Source organism: Paenibacillus sp. P36 (assembly GCF_045866505.1).
GTDB classification, from domain to species: Bacteria; Bacillota; Bacilli; order Paenibacillales; family NBRC-103111; genus Paenibacillus_E; species Paenibacillus_E chondroitinus.
This window is the reverse complement of sequence record NZ_AP038372.1, coordinates 5,064,318-5,080,361: the sequence shown is the minus strand read 5'-3', so window position 1 is coordinate 5,080,361 and position 16,044 is coordinate 5,064,318. Positions and strand designations below refer to the sequence as shown.

19 protein-coding genes are annotated in these 16,044 nt (G+C 42.4%); all 19 read left to right on the top strand.

Annotation, left to right across the window (positions count from 1 at the left end; translation table 11 throughout):
* The first annotated feature begins 9 nt into the window (after positions 1-9).
* A complete protein-coding gene (fliJ, locus tag ACKTT9_RS22825; protein WP_127451080.1) occupies positions 10-453 on the top strand; it encodes a flagellar export protein FliJ in 444 nt (147 codons plus the stop codon).
* Positions 454-477: 24 nt separating this feature from the next.
* Positions 478-1,392, top strand: a complete 915-nt coding sequence (locus ACKTT9_RS22820) for a MotE family protein (protein WP_407867755.1) — start codon at positions 478-480, stop codon at positions 1,390-1,392.
* Positions 1,393-1,428: 36 nt separating this feature from the next.
* On the top strand, positions 1,429-2,895 hold the full coding sequence (locus ACKTT9_RS22815) for a flagellar hook-length control protein FliK (RefSeq protein WP_407867754.1): 1,467 nt from the start codon (positions 1,429-1,431) through the stop codon (positions 2,893-2,895).
* A 35-nt stretch (positions 2,896-2,930) separates the two neighbouring features.
* The gene (locus ACKTT9_RS22810) at positions 2,931-3,374 is read left to right on the top strand and encodes a flagellar hook capping FlgD N-terminal domain-containing protein (protein ID WP_407867753.1); all 444 of its coding nucleotides are present in this window, start codon (positions 2,931-2,933) and stop codon (positions 3,372-3,374) included.
* A complete protein-coding gene (locus tag ACKTT9_RS22805; protein WP_407867752.1) occupies positions 3,371-3,766 on the top strand; it encodes a TIGR02530 family flagellar biosynthesis protein in 396 nt (131 codons plus the stop codon). The genes ACKTT9_RS22810 and ACKTT9_RS22805 overlap by 4 nt, the downstream gene beginning before the upstream one ends.
* A 92-nt stretch (positions 3,767-3,858) precedes the next feature.
* Positions 3,859-4,680, top strand: a complete 822-nt coding sequence (gene flgG / locus ACKTT9_RS22800) for a flagellar basal body rod protein FlgG (protein WP_407867751.1) — start codon at positions 3,859-3,861, stop codon at positions 4,678-4,680.
* A 60-nt stretch (positions 4,681-4,740) separates the two neighbouring features.
* On the top strand, positions 4,741-4,962 hold the full coding sequence (locus ACKTT9_RS22795; protein ID WP_407867750.1) for a flagellar FlbD family protein: 222 nt from the start codon (positions 4,741-4,743) through the stop codon (positions 4,960-4,962).
* Entirely contained in the window at positions 4,963-5,448 is a 486-nt protein-coding gene (locus ACKTT9_RS22790; protein ID WP_127451066.1) for a flagellar basal body-associated FliL family protein, read from the top strand.
* Between the two features lie 36 nt (positions 5,449-5,484).
* On the top strand, positions 5,485-6,483 hold the full coding sequence (gene fliM, locus ACKTT9_RS22785; RefSeq protein WP_127451064.1) for a flagellar motor switch protein FliM: 999 nt from the start codon (positions 5,485-5,487) through the stop codon (positions 6,481-6,483).
* Complete coding sequence (gene fliY, locus ACKTT9_RS22780; RefSeq protein ID WP_407867749.1) at positions 6,473-7,753, top strand: flagellar motor switch phosphatase FliY; 1,281 nt, start codon at positions 6,473-6,475, stop codon at positions 7,751-7,753. The genes fliM and fliY overlap by 11 nt, the downstream gene beginning before the upstream one ends.
* Positions 7,754-7,777: 24 nt before the next feature.
* On the top strand, positions 7,778-8,140 hold the full coding sequence (locus ACKTT9_RS22775) for a response regulator (protein ID WP_127451060.1): 363 nt from the start codon (positions 7,778-7,780) through the stop codon (positions 8,138-8,140).
* Positions 8,141-8,188: 48 nt separating this feature from the next.
* The gene (locus tag ACKTT9_RS22770; RefSeq protein WP_407867748.1) at positions 8,189-8,818 is read left to right on the top strand and encodes a flagellar biosynthetic protein FliO; all 630 of its coding nucleotides are present in this window, start codon (positions 8,189-8,191) and stop codon (positions 8,816-8,818) included.
* Positions 8,815-9,588, top strand: a complete 774-nt coding sequence (gene fliP / locus ACKTT9_RS22765; protein ID WP_157321232.1) for a flagellar type III secretion system pore protein FliP — start codon at positions 8,815-8,817, stop codon at positions 9,586-9,588. The genes ACKTT9_RS22770 and fliP overlap by 4 nt, the downstream gene beginning before the upstream one ends.
* A 26-nt stretch (positions 9,589-9,614) precedes the next feature.
* Positions 9,615-9,884, top strand: a complete 270-nt coding sequence (gene fliQ, locus ACKTT9_RS22760) for a flagellar biosynthesis protein FliQ (RefSeq protein ID WP_127451055.1) — start codon at positions 9,615-9,617, stop codon at positions 9,882-9,884.
* Positions 9,885-9,896: 12 nt separating this feature from the next.
* Positions 9,897-10,694, top strand: a complete 798-nt coding sequence (fliR, locus tag ACKTT9_RS22755) for a flagellar biosynthetic protein FliR (RefSeq protein WP_407867747.1) — start codon at positions 9,897-9,899, stop codon at positions 10,692-10,694.
* Positions 10,695-10,708: 14 nt separating this feature from the next.
* Positions 10,709-11,803, top strand: coding sequence for a flagellar biosynthesis protein FlhB (flhB, locus tag ACKTT9_RS22750; protein WP_407867746.1), 1,095 nt, complete (start codon positions 10,709-10,711; stop codon positions 11,801-11,803).
* Between the two features lie 21 nt (positions 11,804-11,824).
* Positions 11,825-13,858 (top strand): flagellar biosynthesis protein FlhA, encoded by a 2,034-nt coding sequence (flhA, locus tag ACKTT9_RS22745; RefSeq protein WP_407867745.1) that lies wholly within the window; start codon positions 11,825-11,827, stop codon positions 13,856-13,858.
* The gene (gene flhF, locus ACKTT9_RS22740; protein ID WP_407867744.1) at positions 13,855-15,171 is read left to right on the top strand and encodes a flagellar biosynthesis protein FlhF; all 1,317 of its coding nucleotides are present in this window, start codon (positions 13,855-13,857) and stop codon (positions 15,169-15,171) included. Before flhA ends, flhF begins: the two co-directional genes overlap by 4 nt.
* A complete protein-coding gene (locus tag ACKTT9_RS22735) occupies positions 15,168-16,037 on the top strand; it encodes a MinD/ParA family protein (protein ID WP_407867743.1) in 870 nt (289 codons plus the stop codon). The genes flhF and ACKTT9_RS22735 overlap by 4 nt, the downstream gene beginning before the upstream one ends.
* Positions 16,038-16,044: the final 7 nt, after the last annotated feature.

Sequence of the window (16,044 nt, the reverse complement as noted above, 5' to 3'; positions counted from 1 at the left end):
GGGTCCTAAATGCAATTTCGTTATTCTTTCCAGCAAATTGTCGATTTGAAAAACAATGAACGAACACAGGCGGAATGGATTTTATCTGAGGCAATGGGCCAATTACGGAACGAAGAAACGAATTTACATGGATTATTTGAACAAAAAGAGAGCTTGCATCAGGAAATGGTGACAGCTACAAGCCATTCAGTATCTATTTCGAAGATGCTTATGCTGCAAACTTATATGAACCATGTCGATCAGCAAATTGCGCGTAAACATCAAGATGTTCAGCAAGCGAAGCATGTCGTGCTCAAAAAGCAGGAACATCTTTCGGAAAGAATGATTGATGAGAAGGTGTGGTCGAAAGCTAGGGAAAAGGCATTCGGCCAATTTCAATCCTTTGTCGCCAAAAAAGAGCAGGACGCTCTGGATGAAATGGCAACAAACCGGTTCAAACGACTCTCGTATTGAGGAAGGTAAAGGAGGAGCAAGGAGATGGCCGATACAAGCATGGAAGGTGCATCTTATAGTGCGCTGGAGCGGTTTCTGATATGGTTTGTCATCCCCTTTGTGTTTACGGCTGTCTTGCTTTTCGTGTTACTGTCGATCTTTGATTATGATATCAAGAGCAGTATTCAGAAAGCGTTGCATAACACTCCGGTGATTGGATCAATTGTTCCTGCGCCCAAAGAAAAAAGTGTTGTAAGCGGAACTGGTAAAGAGACAACTCCTGAACAAAGCATCAAAACCAAGGATGATGAGATTACGAAGTTGAATGCCAAATTGGCGGAACTTCAGTCCGCTTTGCAGAAAGCTGAATCAACAACGGAGATGAAGGATCAATCACTCAAAGATGCAAGCGCAAAGATAACGGAACTTGAGGAAAAGCTGAAAGACAAGACGCAAACAGAAGAAGAGTACACAAATCAAATAACTCAGCTTGCCAATATGTATGCAAAAATGACACCGAGCAAGGCGGCTCCAATCATTGAAGCACTTACACCGAAAGAAATGGTACTGATCTTCTCCATGATGAAAGCGGACAGCCGCGGGGCAATTCTGGAGAAAATGGATGCAACGAAAGCAGCAGAAGCTTCCATGGGGCTTAAAGACGTTACACCTGTAAGAGATAAAGAGATTGCCGCTTTACAAGAAAGATTAGCAACGAATGGAGCAAGCACAGCAAAAGCGACGACATCTGTCAGCAAGTCGGATTTAGGCCAGACATTTGCTAACATGACTCCCAAAAGTGCTTCAAACGTGCTAATCGAAATGAATAAATCAAATCCCGACAAAGTATTGGCCATCCTGAGTGGCATGGATAATGCTTCCCGTTCCAAAGTCATGTCGGCCTTGTCCGATGCGAATAAGGAAATCGCTGCTGCAATTTCAGCTAAGCTTGTTCAGTAACCGACGTTGAACTTAGGAGGGAGGTGAACAAATAAAATGGATGTACAAATACAGACAACACCTACTGCAAACTCTGCTTCAACTTCGACGAATAAGGCAGGATCTGCAGGATCTGCAGGATCGGCTGGAACTACTTCGAAGGATGGTTTCAATCAAGTCTTGGATGGTCAATTATCTCAAGATAGCACGACTAAGACTGAGACGAATCCTGCAGATCCAGCACTTTCTCTGGACATGCTGTTGCAAATGCTTCAGAGTTTGGTAGCACCTCTGCAAGGGACTGCTACGCAGGATGCAAAGACAGAAGATCAGCCGCTTTCTGAAGTCGTCTTGGAGGCTATGAACAGTAATCCAGCGCTTGCTCAGCAATTATTGCAGGATCCAAAGGTTCAGCAATGGTTTGAAGAAGCAGAGCAACTTCTACAAACGCTAAGTGGAGCTCAATCAACTCCATTGCTTACTCTTCCAAGTACGCTAAAGCTTCACGCAACTGAAGTTTCAAGCCTGCAAGCTCAAAATACGCTGCTAGCATTAGCGTCCCTGTCAAAGCAGCAGCCTGACAATCCAATTGTGAAGTTTCTGAATCAAGATCTACAGAACGTCATCCAACCACTATTACCGGAGTTGATGACGAACTTGAAAGGTCAAACTTTGGAGGCTGCTACAACGGAGAGCTCTGTTGAAACAATGGAAGGTTTGATGAATACAGCTAACACAGGTAAGAAAGAAGTCACTTCTACAGATAAGCCAATTCATCACAAGATTAGCAGCAAAAAAACATCAGATCAGAACGTTGATATGACAAACTCGGTGACGATCGCCCAACCTGCAAAGTCAAAATTAGAGATTCTTGCCCTAAAAAGTGGTTTCCTCACCGCACAGGTAGAAGCTTCTTCTACATCGGGAGATACGCTGCCTAATCTTGTAGATCTGCCAGCTGAACCTGAAACGGTTACTAACTCAGTGGTTACGATCGCTGATTTGCAGCGAACTCAGCAATCGCAGCAGGCTATTGTTGATAAAACAGTTGTTCCAACGATGAATGCAGCTAATTTCGCTGAGGAAATGACGGAGCATGTTCTTAAGAACATGAAAATAACTCTCGCAGACGGCTTCTCTGAAGCTAAGTTATCATTGTTTCCAAAAAATCTAGGGCATATCGATGTGAAAATATCGATGCATGATGGCCAGCTTATTGCGCAGTTTGCAGCCGAATCAGCAGCAGCTAAACAGCTGTTGGAAAATCAACTGCCGCAGTTGAGACAAGCTCTTCTAACGCAAGGTTTGCAAGTTGAAAAGCTTGAAGTCACGCAAAGTCAAAACATGCAATCCAGCATGTTCCAAGAACATCGTCAGCAGCAAGCTTTTGCTCAGCCTCAACGTCAAAATAAGAACAATTCTGGCGGATTCGAGGTTGAATCCCTTGATTTGGAGCAAGAAATTGATGCTAACGTACAAGTTAGACCGGCCATACATGGCAATTCCTTTGACGTAACTGCCTAAATGTGAGTCCATTTGATGCAGTTGGAGGTGAAAGTATGGATACAAACCCCATCACAGGTAACGTTACAGATTTAATCAATGCTGGGAAAAATGTCAAAACGAAAGACAAAGATAACAACACGTTAGGTAAAGACGATTTTCTTAAAATCTTAATTACCCAACTTCAGAATCAAGACCCAACACAACCTTTACAAGATAAAGAGTTCATTGCCCAGATGGCACAGTTCACTTCTGTTGAGCAATTGACCAATATGGCCGGTGAGATGAAACTCATGCGTCAATCTTTGGGATTTGTTTCAGGTTTGATTGGAAAATCGATCACTTGGGATGAGACGGACTCCACCGGAGCTACTGTCGAGAATTCGGGCGTTGTTGACTCCATCACGTTCAAGGACGGCAATCAATTTGCCAATGTGAAGGGAGTGGAAATTTCTCTGGACAAACTCAAGAAGATTGAGGATGCCGGAGAAACCAAATGACAGAGAGAATATCCATAGGGCAGCTTTATCCTAATGCGGTTTCTCCTGCGTCTACGAGACGAACACCTGTACAGCAACCGGTATCCACATCTGTATCCGGTAATCCTACATTTCAAAAGCTTCTTCAGGAGCAATTTGTTCGTTTCAGTCATCATGCAGAAGTTAGGCTGAAAGAGCGAGGCATTCAACTGAAGCCGGAGCAACTGGATAGTCTTAGCAAAGCGATCGATAAGGTAGCAGCAAAAGGCGCTAAGGATGCACTGATGGTTTTAGGCGGAAATGCATTGATTGTCAATGTTCCTAACCGAACTGTTGTTACGGCGCTTGACGGGAACGCGATGAACGAACATGTTTTCACACAGATCGACAGTGCAATCATTATATCTACATAAACAGGCTCGACCGCGTAGGAGGCCTGGAGCTGTGGAGCGAAAGAAGCAGCTCAAAGTTTACGTTATTTTAATCCGATTAGGAGGCTAGTAAGATGTTAAGATCTTTATACTCTGGTGTTTCAGGGATGCGTGGTTTTCAAACGAAATTAGATGTTATCGGTAATAATATCGCAAATGTAAACACCATCGGATTTAAAGGAAGCCGCGTTATGTTTAAAGACATTCTTAGCCAAACTGTTTCCGGCGTGAGTGCAGCTGATGAGAACCGTGGCGGTGTGAATGCTCAGCAAGTTGGTTTAGGTGTAAGCGTAGCAGCAATTGACACCGTACATACCGCTGGAAGTGCGATGACAACGAACGTTCCTACGGATTTACGTATTAATGGCGATGGATTTTTTGCAGTAGGAACTACTGATCAAACTGATGCTCCATATTTGACGAGATCCGGAAATTTTACTTTAGACCCAACTAGAAACTTGGTGAATGCTGAGGGCCTTCATGTCATGGGAGCTGATGGTGCTGGTCCGATCGTGATTCCGGATGATATCGTATCGTTCTCAATCTCTCAAAACGGTGATATCATCGGTGTTGATTCCACAGGCGCTACCGTTGCAACTGGCCAAAAAATTGGTGTAATCAAAGTTGTTAACCCATCTGGTCTTGAGAAAATTGGCGGCAATCTGTACCGTATGACAGCGAATGCTAATCCGGAGGGTGCGATTGAGGTTGGTGCTCCTGGTAACACAGAAACCGGAACAGGAACACTGATTTCTGGACAACTAGAAATGTCCAACGTTGATTTGACTGGAGAGTTCACAGAGATGATTATCGCTCAGCGTGGTTTCCAAGCAAACTCCCGTATTATCACAACTTCGGATGAAGTGCTTCAAGAGGTCGTAAATCTTAAACGTTAATTTTCATTGAAATGACAGAGGGGAGCTAGTCTCCCCTTATCCTGATGCAGGAGGAGAACCATGATTTCTCTCACTCGTTTAAACGGTAAAGCCATCATCCTTAATGCTATTTTGATTGAATTGATTGAAGAGACGCCAGACACCATGATTACTTTGACGACAGGGAAGAAGATCACAGTTCTTGAGAAGGCAGAGGTCGTGGTAGGCTTAGTGCGGACCTACATGCAGGAAATTGGCTCAGTACGAGCGACGATTATGTCAAGGGATGCGGAGGGTTCGTAATTGTTTAAGAATAAAATTTTCATACTGATCGTATCAATTTTAATTGCTATCACATTAATTTTGACCGCTGCATTCGTTTTATGGAATTTTATGGAGAAAAGTAATCAATCCAAAGATCCTGCGGCACAAGCACAAGATGCTGTAGCAAGTGTGAAACCGACAAAAGCACCTTCTGCTGAAGCGGTGAAGGCGAACACGGCAATCATCAAAGATATTTTGACCAATTTATCAGGCAGCCAAAATTTCATTAAAATTAGTTTCGCATTTGAATTGGAAAACTCAAAAGGCAAGACGGAATTTGACAGTTTGTTAGACTCCGCGGTGAAAGGGACGATCGTTCAAACTCTGGGAGATTTAACTAAGGATCAAATTGAAGGAAGCAAAGGGTCGGATAGTTTAACGGCTACGTTAATGAACAAATTAAACCCACTGCTGCACGAAGGTAAAATAAAGCAAATTTGGATAACTGATAAAGTGCTTCAATAAATCTGCTATTGATTTTGCTAAAAGGAGGTGACTCTAATGGTTGATGTTTTGTCGCAAAATGAGATCGATGCCTTGTTGGCGGCATTGTCCTCTGGCGAAATGGATGCGGATGAACTCAAAAAAGAAGAGACGCAGAAGAAAGTAAGGGCTTATGATTTTAAAAGAGCTGTACGCTTCTCCAAGGACCATATTCGAAGTTTGACTCGAATTCACGAAAACTTTGCGCGGTTCCTAACCACTTATTTCTCAGCGCAGCTACGTACGTTTGTACAAATTAGTGTGGTTCAGGTTGAACAATTGCCTTACGATGAATTTATTCGTTCGATCCCGAAAATGACCATTTTGAACATCTTTGAAGCGGAGCCTTTAGAGGGTCGGATGGTACTTGAAGTGCATCCCAATGTTGCTTTTGCGATGTTAGATCGTTTGTTAGGCGGTGCAGGTACAACGCCTACGAAGATTAATGCTTTAACTGAGATTGAAACCATTGTAATGGAACGTATTTTTAGCCGAGCTTTCGACAGCCTACAAGAGGCATGGAAAACTGTTATTGATATTCAGCCTAGATTAGAGGCACTTGAAACAAATCCACAGTTTATGCAGATTGTTTCTCCCAATGAAACGATCGCATTGATCTCATTGAGTACCAAAATTGGTGATACGACAGGGATGATCAATTTATGCATACCGCATGTGGTCATCGAACCGATTATGCCTCGACTTTCTGTGCATCATTGGTTTGTTTCACAGAAGAAGACGAGAGCACCTGAAGAAGTGGAAGCACTTCAATCCCGCTTGGAAAAAACCAAGCTACCCCTCATTGCAGAATTGGGTTCGTCCGAAATTTCCATTCGAGATTTCTTGGGCTTAACGGTCGGCGATGTGATCCCACTGCAAAAATCCGTCGAAGAATCGCTTCAAGTCAAAGTGGGCGAGAAGCTGAAATATCTCGGTAGCCCTGGTACCTTAAAAGGAAAGATGGCTGTTCAAATTACAGATATCGTAAATGAAGGAGAAGAAGATTATGACGAATAATAGAGATTATTTGTCCCAGGAAGAGATCGATGCTTTGTTGAGACAGTCTTCGGACGATAGTTCAGCCTCTTCTTTTCATGGGTCTCCTCAAGTGGAAGATTTTTTATCTTCCTTAGAACAAGACGCACTAGGTGAAATTGGTAACATCACATTTGGCAGCGCAGCTACAGCTCTTTCTACCTTGCTTGGTAAAAAAGTCGACATCACGACGCCAAAGGTATCGATTATCAGTAAAGATGAATTGCAAGAGCAATTCCCGAAACCACATGTGGCTGTACATGTAAACTATGTGGATGGCTTCGATGGCATTAACCTGTTAGTGATCAAAACGCGCGATGCCCAAGTTATTGCTGACTTAATGATGGGTGGAGACGGTACTGGCGGGGATGAACATCTAAGCGAAATTCATATTAGTGCCGTACAAGAAGCGATGAATCAAATGATGGGATCTTCGGCAACATCGATGTCTACCATATTTAATCGATTTGTCAATATCTCACCTCCAGGAATCGACATATTAAATTTGTCGAAAGGAGAAGGAAAACTACCCGACGAGGACGTATTTATAAAGATATCGTTCCGACTTATCATTGGCGACCTTATTGATTCTAATATCATGCAATTATTACCTGTTCCTTTCGCCAAAGAAATGGTATCGATCCTCATGGGTGGCGATTCTGATTCTTCGATGGAAGTTGCACCTGCTGCACAAACGCCGGCGCCTACACCAGCACCTATGCAGGAAGTACATACACCGCCCCCTGCAGCTGCTCAACCTGTGTATGAGCAACCTATGTATCAACAACAGCAGCCTGTGTATGAACAACCTATGTACCAGCAGCCTATGCAACCACCCATGCAGCCGCCAATGGGGCAGCCGATGTATCCGCCTCAGCAACCTATGTACCAGCAGCCACCTGCTTCTTATGGCGGGATGCCAAATCGTAATGTCAATGTCCAACCTGTTCAGTTTGGAAATTTGCAATCAGGTGGATTAGGGCAAACGGATGATACGAACCTGAATTTACTACTGGATATACCACTTAAGGTAACTGTAGAACTAGGCAGAACACACAAGGTGATTAAAGACATCTTGGAACTCTCCCAGGGATCGATTATCGAATTGGATAAGTTGGCAGGTGAACCGGTAGACATCTTAGTAAACAATAAGCTGATTGCCAAGGGCGAAGTCGTTGTCATCGATGAAAACTTCGGAGTTCGTGTAACCGACATTGTGAACCAGTGGGAACGAATTCAAAAGTTACAATAATTTAATCTTAGGGGGACTTTATTCATGGCTAACCGTATTCTAATTGTAGATGATGCAGCTTTTATGAGAATGATGATTCGTGATATTTTGACAAAAAATGGTTACGAGGTTTGTGGAGAAGCGAATGATGGTGCACAAGCTATCGAAAAATACAAAGAGTTGAAACCGGATCTGATTACAATGGATATTACAATGCCAGAGATGGATGGTATTCAAGCTTTGAAAGAAATTAAGAAGATTGAACCAAGCGCGAAAGTAATTATGTGCTCAGCGATGGGACAACAAGCGATGGTCATTGATGCCATTCAAGCTGGTGCGAAGGACTTTATCGTAAAGCCTTTCCAAGCAGACCGTGTTATTGAAGCTATTAAAAAGACTCTAGGTTAAGCCGTCTTCGTTCGGTCGAGTCTTACATACACCGAAAGGATTGTGGATATGAAAAGACTCTGCTCGAAAAGACTGCTAACAGGCATACTCGGTTTAACCGCAATGTTGTATACAAGGTCCGTCGGTTTTGCTGAAACAGAACCCGGACAAGGACTTCCAACAACGGATTATCCGAGTACCGATCCAACGGGGACGTTTGGTATGATTTTTAAGGTCATATTCTTCTTGATTTTAATTATTCTCCTTTTCTATGTGTTAATTAGATACGTAGCGAAGAAAAATAGAGGAACAATGTTTGGGAACTCAATTCGATCTTTAGGTGGAGTTCCCCTAGGCCAAAATAAATCTATTCAAATCGTTGAAATTGGACATTCGCTCTTCGTAGTTGGCGTCGGAGATAACATCCAGCTGTTGGATAAAATCAATGACGCCGATGAAGTAGCATACATCACTGAGCTTCTGATTTCTTCTCAGGATGATCGAATGGGATTCGCATCTGTTAGCAAGTGGATTAGTAAACTGCCAACTAGAAAAAAAGACATCGAAGAAGAAGTAGAAATAAATTCAGCCTTTCAGCAAGTATTTCATGATAAGCTCCAGCGTGTATCTAATCGTAATCGAAATGTAGAAGAATGGCTTTCTGATCAAAAACAAAAAGATCGGTTGAATGATGAATGAAACGAAATAAACTAGTTTTTACACTTCTCATTGTGTTGATTTCTGTGTTTCTACTCTCTTTGACAGCATCAGCTGCGGAGACCGATCCTAACAATCCGATTCCAGGTTTAAACGTAAACATTGGAACTGGAGGGACAGCTGGAGGGTCATCTAACACAGTCACACTATTGCTGCTGTTAACCGTTTTGAGTCTTGCACCATCTTTTCTCATTCTAATGACTAGTTTTACACGAATCGTCATCGTGCTCGGTTTCGTCCGTACGTCTCTAGGAACCCAGCAGATGCCACCTAACCAGGTTCTAATCGGACTCGCTCTGTTTTTAACCTTCTTTATCATGTCTCCAACTTTAGGAGAAGTGAATCAAGTAGCTCTTCAACCCTATATGAAGGGTGAAATTAATCAAACCCAGGCTTTCGAGAAGGCTTCATTGCCAATGAAGAAGTTTATGTTCAAGCATACGCGTCAGAAGGATTTAAAGTTATTTCTAGATTACACCAAGGCAAAGGCACCTACAGGTGTGGAAGATATTCCGCTAACTTCATTAGTTCCAGCTTATGCGATTAGTGAGTTGAAATCTGCTTTCCAAATGGGATTCATGATATTCATTCCGTTCCTGGTCATTGATATGGTCGTTTCCAGTACCTTGATGGCAATGGGGATGATGATGCTGCCACCTGTTATGATTTCATTGCCGTTTAAGATTCTACTTTTTATCTTGGTAGATGGCTGGTATCTTGTGGTGAGATCATTACTCCTAAGCTATAGTTGAGGATCAAGATATCGGAGGTTTCTGAAATGGGTTCGGAATTTGTAATACGAATTGCTGGTGAGGCTGTTTATACGGTGCTTAAAGCGAGTGCTCCCATGCTTGTCATTGGGCTTGTCGTGGGTCTGATCATAAGTATTTTTCAGGCAACAACCCAGATTCAAGAGCAAACGCTAGCTTTTGTTCCAAAAATCGTCGCAGTGCTGTTGTCTATCCTCATCTTTGGTCCCTGGATCATGAACACATTGGTTGATTTTACGTTCAATTTACTCAACAACCTTTACAAATTCGTTGGATAGGTTGTGAGCGCGATGACAATAGTTTTTCAGGCAATTCCTATTTTTTTGCTTATCTTTTGTCGAATTACATCATTCTTTGTCGTGGTACCGATTTTATCTTCTAGAAACGTTCCCATGATGTTCAAGATCGGTCTATCCGTATTCATCTCATTCCTTATTTTTGCGAGCATGGGGTTGGACAAACCGATTCCCATGGATGGTGAATATGTTCTTTTGATTATTCGTGAAATGCTGATCGGCATTTTGCTTGGTTTTCTTGCCTATCTCTTTTTTACGGTCGTTCAAACCGCAGGTTCTTTTATGGATATGCAAATTGGCTTCAGCATGGCAAGCGTAATAGATCCACTAACTGGGGCTTCAGCGCCAATGTTAGGTAACCTCAAATATATGATCGCCGTTCTGTTATTTCTTTCATTTGACGGCCATCATTACCTTCTTAGAGCGATCATGGATAGTTATAAGTGGGTTCCGTTGGACAATCAGTTGTTTGCTCGGATATACAGCGGTGAAATTTCTGATTTCTTGTTTCATTCTTTGGCCAAAATGTTTTATCTTTCGTTTCAACTTGCTGCACCGATTGTAGCAGCGCTTTTTCTAACGGATCTAGGATTAGGGCTATTAACGAGGGTTGCTCCGCAATTTAACATTTTTGTTATCGGTGCACCACTCAAAATGATTTTGGGCTTTTTCTTACTCGTTGTCTTATTTCCGGAATTAATTTCACAATTCCAATATTTGTTCTCAACCATTTTCGATAACATGGAGAAGTTGCTCCAAATCATTAGCGGAACACAGCAACCATCTCCCTAAGTAGGAGGAAAGCCGTGTCCCAACAACGTCGTTTGCAGCTTGATTTACAATGGTTTGCTGGGGAAAAGACGGAGCCAGCTACGGCGAAGAAAAGGCAGGATGCACGCAAGAAAGGGCAAGTTGCGAAAAGTATGGACTTACCCGCGGCACTGATTTTGCTCTTTTCTTTCTTGTCGTTTCTAATGTTTGGCGGATACATGAAAGAGAAGATGATCAACATTTTTCGAAATGTGTACGAGAATCAACTAACAATGGATGTTACGGCTAGTAATGTTCAGGTGTTGTTCGCAGACTTGGTCATGCAAGGACTTTTTATTTTAGGGCCAATCTTCCTTCTTGTGGTGATCATTGCGTTTATTGGGAATTATGCGCAAATCGGGTTTATGTTTATTGGTGAGCCCTTGATGATGAAATTTAATAAGATTAATCCTATAGAAGGATTTAAACGTATTTTCTCATTACGGACTGTGATGGATTTCCTTAAGTCTACAATGAAAATGACAATTATCGGTTATGTTGTTTACACGACATTAATGGGAGAAAAGGCTAGATTGTTGGGTTTGGGTCATTCTCCATTGGAAAGTACGTTCTCGTTTATCGCTTCTCTTACTCTAAAGTTGGGGATAAAAATAGGAGCAGTTCTAATTGCACTCGCTATTTTTGACTACATTTATCAAAAATACGAATATGAGAAAAGTCTTAAAATGTCTAAGCAGGACATTAAAGATGAGTACAAGAAAAGCGAGGGGGATCCCCTCATTAAAGGAAAGATCCGTGCAAAGCAGCGCCAGATGGCGATGCAGCGAATGATGCAGGAAGTTCCCAAAGCGGATGTTATTATTACGAATCCAACTCACTTTGCAGTTGCTCTTAAGTATGATTCCTCCAATATGCAAGCCCCTACCGTTATTGCAAAAGGCGCCGATTACGTCGCATTGAAAATCAAAGAAGTTGCCAAGAACAACGGTATTATTACGATGGAAAACAAACCGCTTGCTCGTGCGATCTTTGCACAGGTGGAAATAGGAGACTCAATTCCGGCTGAGCTGTTCCAAGCTGTCGCAGAAGTGTTGGCGTATGTATATAAAATGAAGGGCAAAACGAATTAATAAGAAGGGGGGTACAATCTAATGAGAGTCAAGGATTTGTTCGTTCTTATAGGCATTATTGGTATTGTTTTAATGATGATTGTACCAGTTCCAATCCCTTTGTTGGATTTTCTTCTAATAATTAATATCTCTATTGCTTTAATGATTATCTTGGTTGCCATGAACACGCAAGAAGCCTTGCAATTTTCTATTTTCCCTTCTCTGCTTTTGATCACTACGTTGTTTCGGTTAGCGCTGAACGTGTCTACAACGCGAAATATTTTGTCTCATGCAGAAGCAGGCGACGTGGTCAGAACTTTTGGTTCTTTCGTAGCGCAAGGAAATATCGTCGTAGGATTTGTTGTATTCCTTATCCTTGTCTTAGTTCAATTCATCGTAATTACCAAAGGTTCTGAGCGCGTTGCCGAGGTTGCGGCTAGATTTACGCTCGATGCGATGCCGGGTAAGCAAATGAGTATCGACGCGGATTTAAATGCCGGGTTGATTAATGAGGTTCAAGCCAGGGAACGTAGGCAGAAGATTGAGCGAGAAGCAGATTTCTACGGAGCCATGGATGGTGCCAGTAAATTCGTAAAAGGGGATGCTATTGCTGGTATTGTCATTTTGGTCATCAATTTGATTGGTGGCTTTATCATTGGGATGACGATGAAAGGCATGGATTTCTCCGAAGCCCTTCAAACCTTCTCAATTCTAACGATTGGGGATGGACTTGTCTCACAAATTCCAGCACTTCTGATTTCAACGGCTGCTGGTATTATCGTGACAAGAGCGTCTTCAGAAGGAAACTTGGGTCATGATGTGACCAAGCAGCTAACTTCACAACCTAAACTACTTTATATTGTTGCAGGTACGCTAGTGATGTTGGGGATTTTTACACCGATTCATTGGTTTACGACTTTTCCGATTGCCGGATTGTTGGTTTTCGCCGGATACAAAATGCAAAAGAACTTGGAACGAGAAGCCATCAAAGAAGAACAATTGGTGGAAGAGCAGCAAATTGAGGAAGTTCGAAGTCCCGAAAGTGTTATCTCCTTACTGCAAGTCGATCCGATTGAATTTGAATTTGGTTACGGCTTAATTCCACTCGCGGATACACAACAAGGTGGAGATTTACTTGACCGGATTATATTAATTCGTAGGCAATGTGCACTTGAATTAGGGGTAGTCGTACCTGTCATTCGCATACGTGACAATATTCAACTGCGCCCTAACGAGTATATCATCAAAATTAAAGGCAATACGGTGGCACGCGGCGAACTACTCCTTAATCACTATCTGGCCATGAGCCCGGGAATTGATGATGATTCAATTGCCGGTATTGAAACAACAGAGCCTGCTTTTGGATTGCCTGCCATCTGGATTGATGAAGTGACCAAAGAGCGAGCCGAGCTATCCGGATACACGGTTGTTGATCCTCCTTCTGTAGTAGCTACTCATCTTACAGAAGTTATTAAGAAACATACACATGAGCTTCTTGGACGCCAAGAAACAAAAGCGCTCATCGACAATGTTCGCGAATCTTACCCTGCGCTTGTGGATGATCTTATCCCTTCTGTATTGTCGATTGGTGATGTTCAAAAAGTATTGGCTAAGCTGCTTAAGGAGAAAATCTCCGTTCGTGACTTGGTTACAATCTTGGAGACACTTGCCGATTATGGCTCTTACACGAAAGACCCTGAGATCTTGACGGAATATGTCAGACAATCATTATCCAGACAGATTACGCAGCAATTCACGTCACTGGGGGATTCACTGAAAGTCATTACAGTAGGTCCGTCAGTAGAAAAGAAAATTGCAGATTCCGTACAGCAGTCCGATCAGGGAAGTTATTTGGCGCTTGATCCGTCCTCATCCCAAATTATTTATCATCGCGTAAGCGAACAGGTAAGCAAATTAATTCAATCCGGGCAACAGCCTGTTATTTTAACCTCTCCAACGATTCGTATGTACTTGAGACAACTGCTTGAAAGAACGCTGCAAGATATTCCCGTTTTATCATACAGCGAATTAGAGCCTAGCGTAGAAATTCAGAGCATGGGGGTAGTCAATTTATGAGAGTAAAAAGATATGTTGTTGATTCCATGCCTGATGCGTTGCAGAAAATTCGCACTGATTTAGGGAAGGATGCAGTGATTCTTAACACCAAAGAAATTCGCACAGGCGGATTTCTTGGTATGTTTGGCAAGAAAAAGATTGAAGTCATAGCGGCTATTGATAATACGAATTCGAATGCAGCACCGATTGCACCCAAGGTGACACCACAACTTCAGCAACAGAAGCAGCAGCCAGTGATTTCTCACGTGTATGCCGCAAAGTCTCAGCCTCATCAGTCCGATTTTCCGGAAGTTCCGGATGTACTCGTGAATGTTTCAGCAGTAAATGAACCTATTGCTGCAAAATTTAGTGCAGATGCACAATCAACTTTTACTAAAACTCCGCAACAAACCTATACACCGGCATCGGTTAATGCGCCTAATAAGATCAGCTACCAAAAGGATGAGCAGCTTATTGAGGAACTTAAACAGATGAAAGAAATGATGAAGAAGTTAACACAAGCTTCGGATGTGTACGCGCTCCCTGAGCCTCTTCAAAAACTTGAACAGCGATTAAGTGATCAAGAAGTAGATTCGAAGCTAATACGTCAAATTATGGATGAGACTATCGCTGATTTTCAGCTAGCCGATGAACCGGTGACAGAAGAAAGTGCGTTACAACTGGTGAAAGCTAAGCTGGGTCAAGTTTTTCAGTCCGACCATGGCAAGAAAATTTCACCGAATACGCGTGTTGTTCATTTTGTGGGGCCGACCGGAGTCGGTAAGACGACTACCATTGCGAAGTTGGCTGCTGAACAAGTGCTCAAATATCAACGCAAGGTTGGTTTTATTACTTCAGACACTTACCGTATTGCGGCTATCGAACAATTAAAAACGTATGCCACCATTTTGAACGTTCCATTAGAAGTTGTGTTTTCCCCGCAAGATTTAATAAAAGCATTTCAAAACCTAGCGGATTGTGATGTTATTTTCATGGATACAGCCGGTCGCAATTTTCGTAACGAAATGTACGTCTCGGAGCTCAACTCATTGCTCAAGACACAAGGCAGCAGCGAGACGATCCTCGTGCTTAGCTTAACAACGAAATACAGAGATATGAAGGCAATTACGAACAACTTTAACAAATTTAAGCTGGATAAAGTCATTTTCACCAAAATGGATGAAACGGATTCTTACGGAGCTATTGTTAATATTGTTCATGAGTTCTCCCTTCAAATCTCGTATGTGACCAATGGTCAGAGCGTACCGGATGACATTACGGAATTGGATGAGCGGCAAATCATTGATTTGTTATTGGAGGAACCTAGAGCATGAAGGATCAAGCAGAAGGGTTACGGAACCTGGTTCAAATTCAGAATGATAAAGGCACAAAAACGACCAGGATTATTACCGTGACTAGTGGAAAGGGCGGCGTAGGGAAATCGAATGTTACGCTGAACTTTGCTTTAGCGCTCCAGTCCCAAGGTTATAAGGTTCTTGTTTTTGATGCCGACTTAGGGCTTGCCAATATTGATGTGCTGATGGGCATTTCCTCTAAGTACAATTTGTATCATTTGTTGAAAAAGGAAAAAACCATTTGGGAAATCATCCAAAAAGGTTCGAATGATTTAGATTTCATTGCAGGTGGCTCTGGTTTCAACGATCTGCTTCGTTTAACGGAAGACGAGCTGGATTACTTTGCTGAGCAAGTCATGCAGCTTAACGGTTATGTAGATTTCATCATTTTTGACACGGGTGCTGGTTTGTCAAAAGAAACATTGAAATTCATTCTGGCGGCTGAGGAAACTTTCGTGGTAACGACCCCAGAACCAACTTCCATTACGGATGCTTATGCCATCATCAAAATGGTTAATTCAATGGGACACGATGTGTCCTTTAAGTTAATCATAAACCGGGTTACGGATCGAAAAGAAGGCAAGCAAACTGCGGACAAAATCGCTTTGGTGGCCAAACAATTCTTAGGCATCCAGATTCCTACACTAGGCTTTGTGGAAGATGATGCTTCTGTGTCAAAAGCTGTCAAAAGGCAAGTTCCCTTTACAATTGCTTTCCCAAACTCGCTCGCAGCTAGAAGCTTACAGTCGCTTGTAGTCGATTATATCAAAGGTTATCACGTCGTTGATACTTCTTCACCCGGTGTCAAGGGTTTTTTGAATAAAATGATGCGACTTTTGAAATAGGAATTTC

Excerpts from the sequence above, each read along its gene's own strand:
- fliJ (WP_127451080.1), top strand. The coding sequence starts at position 10 with ATGCAATTTCGTTATTCTTTCCAGCAAATTGTCGATTTGAAAAACAAT.
- ACKTT9_RS22820 (WP_407867755.1), top strand. The coding sequence starts at position 478 with ATGGCCGATACAAGCATGGAAGGTGCATCTTATAGTGCGCTGGAGCGG.
- ACKTT9_RS22815 (WP_407867754.1), top strand. The coding sequence starts at position 1,429 with ATGGATGTACAAATACAGACAACACCTACTGCAAACTCTGCTTCAACT.
- ACKTT9_RS22810 (WP_407867753.1), top strand. The coding sequence starts at position 2,931 with ATGGATACAAACCCCATCACAGGTAACGTTACAGATTTAATCAATGCT.
- ACKTT9_RS22805 (WP_407867752.1), top strand. The coding sequence starts at position 3,371 with ATGACAGAGAGAATATCCATAGGGCAGCTTTATCCTAATGCGGTTTCT.
- flgG (WP_407867751.1), top strand. The coding sequence starts at position 3,859 with ATGTTAAGATCTTTATACTCTGGTGTTTCAGGGATGCGTGGTTTTCAA.
- ACKTT9_RS22795 (WP_407867750.1), top strand. The coding sequence starts at position 4,741 with ATGATTTCTCTCACTCGTTTAAACGGTAAAGCCATCATCCTTAATGCT.
- fliM (WP_127451064.1), top strand. The coding sequence starts at position 5,485 with ATGGTTGATGTTTTGTCGCAAAATGAGATCGATGCCTTGTTGGCGGCA.
- fliY (WP_407867749.1), top strand. The coding sequence starts at position 6,473 with ATGACGAATAATAGAGATTATTTGTCCCAGGAAGAGATCGATGCTTTG.
- ACKTT9_RS22775 (WP_127451060.1), top strand. The coding sequence starts at position 7,778 with ATGGCTAACCGTATTCTAATTGTAGATGATGCAGCTTTTATGAGAATG.
- ACKTT9_RS22770 (WP_407867748.1), top strand. The coding sequence starts at position 8,189 with ATGAAAAGACTCTGCTCGAAAAGACTGCTAACAGGCATACTCGGTTTA.
- fliP (WP_157321232.1), top strand. The coding sequence starts at position 8,815 with ATGAAACGAAATAAACTAGTTTTTACACTTCTCATTGTGTTGATTTCT.
- fliQ (WP_127451055.1), top strand. The coding sequence starts at position 9,615 with ATGGGTTCGGAATTTGTAATACGAATTGCTGGTGAGGCTGTTTATACG.
- fliR (WP_407867747.1), top strand. The coding sequence starts at position 9,897 with ATGACAATAGTTTTTCAGGCAATTCCTATTTTTTTGCTTATCTTTTGT.
- flhA (WP_407867745.1), top strand. The coding sequence starts at position 11,825 with ATGAGAGTCAAGGATTTGTTCGTTCTTATAGGCATTATTGGTATTGTT.
- flhF (WP_407867744.1), top strand. The coding sequence starts at position 13,855 with ATGAGAGTAAAAAGATATGTTGTTGATTCCATGCCTGATGCGTTGCAG.
- ACKTT9_RS22735 (WP_407867743.1), top strand. The coding sequence starts at position 15,168 with ATGAAGGATCAAGCAGAAGGGTTACGGAACCTGGTTCAAATTCAGAAT.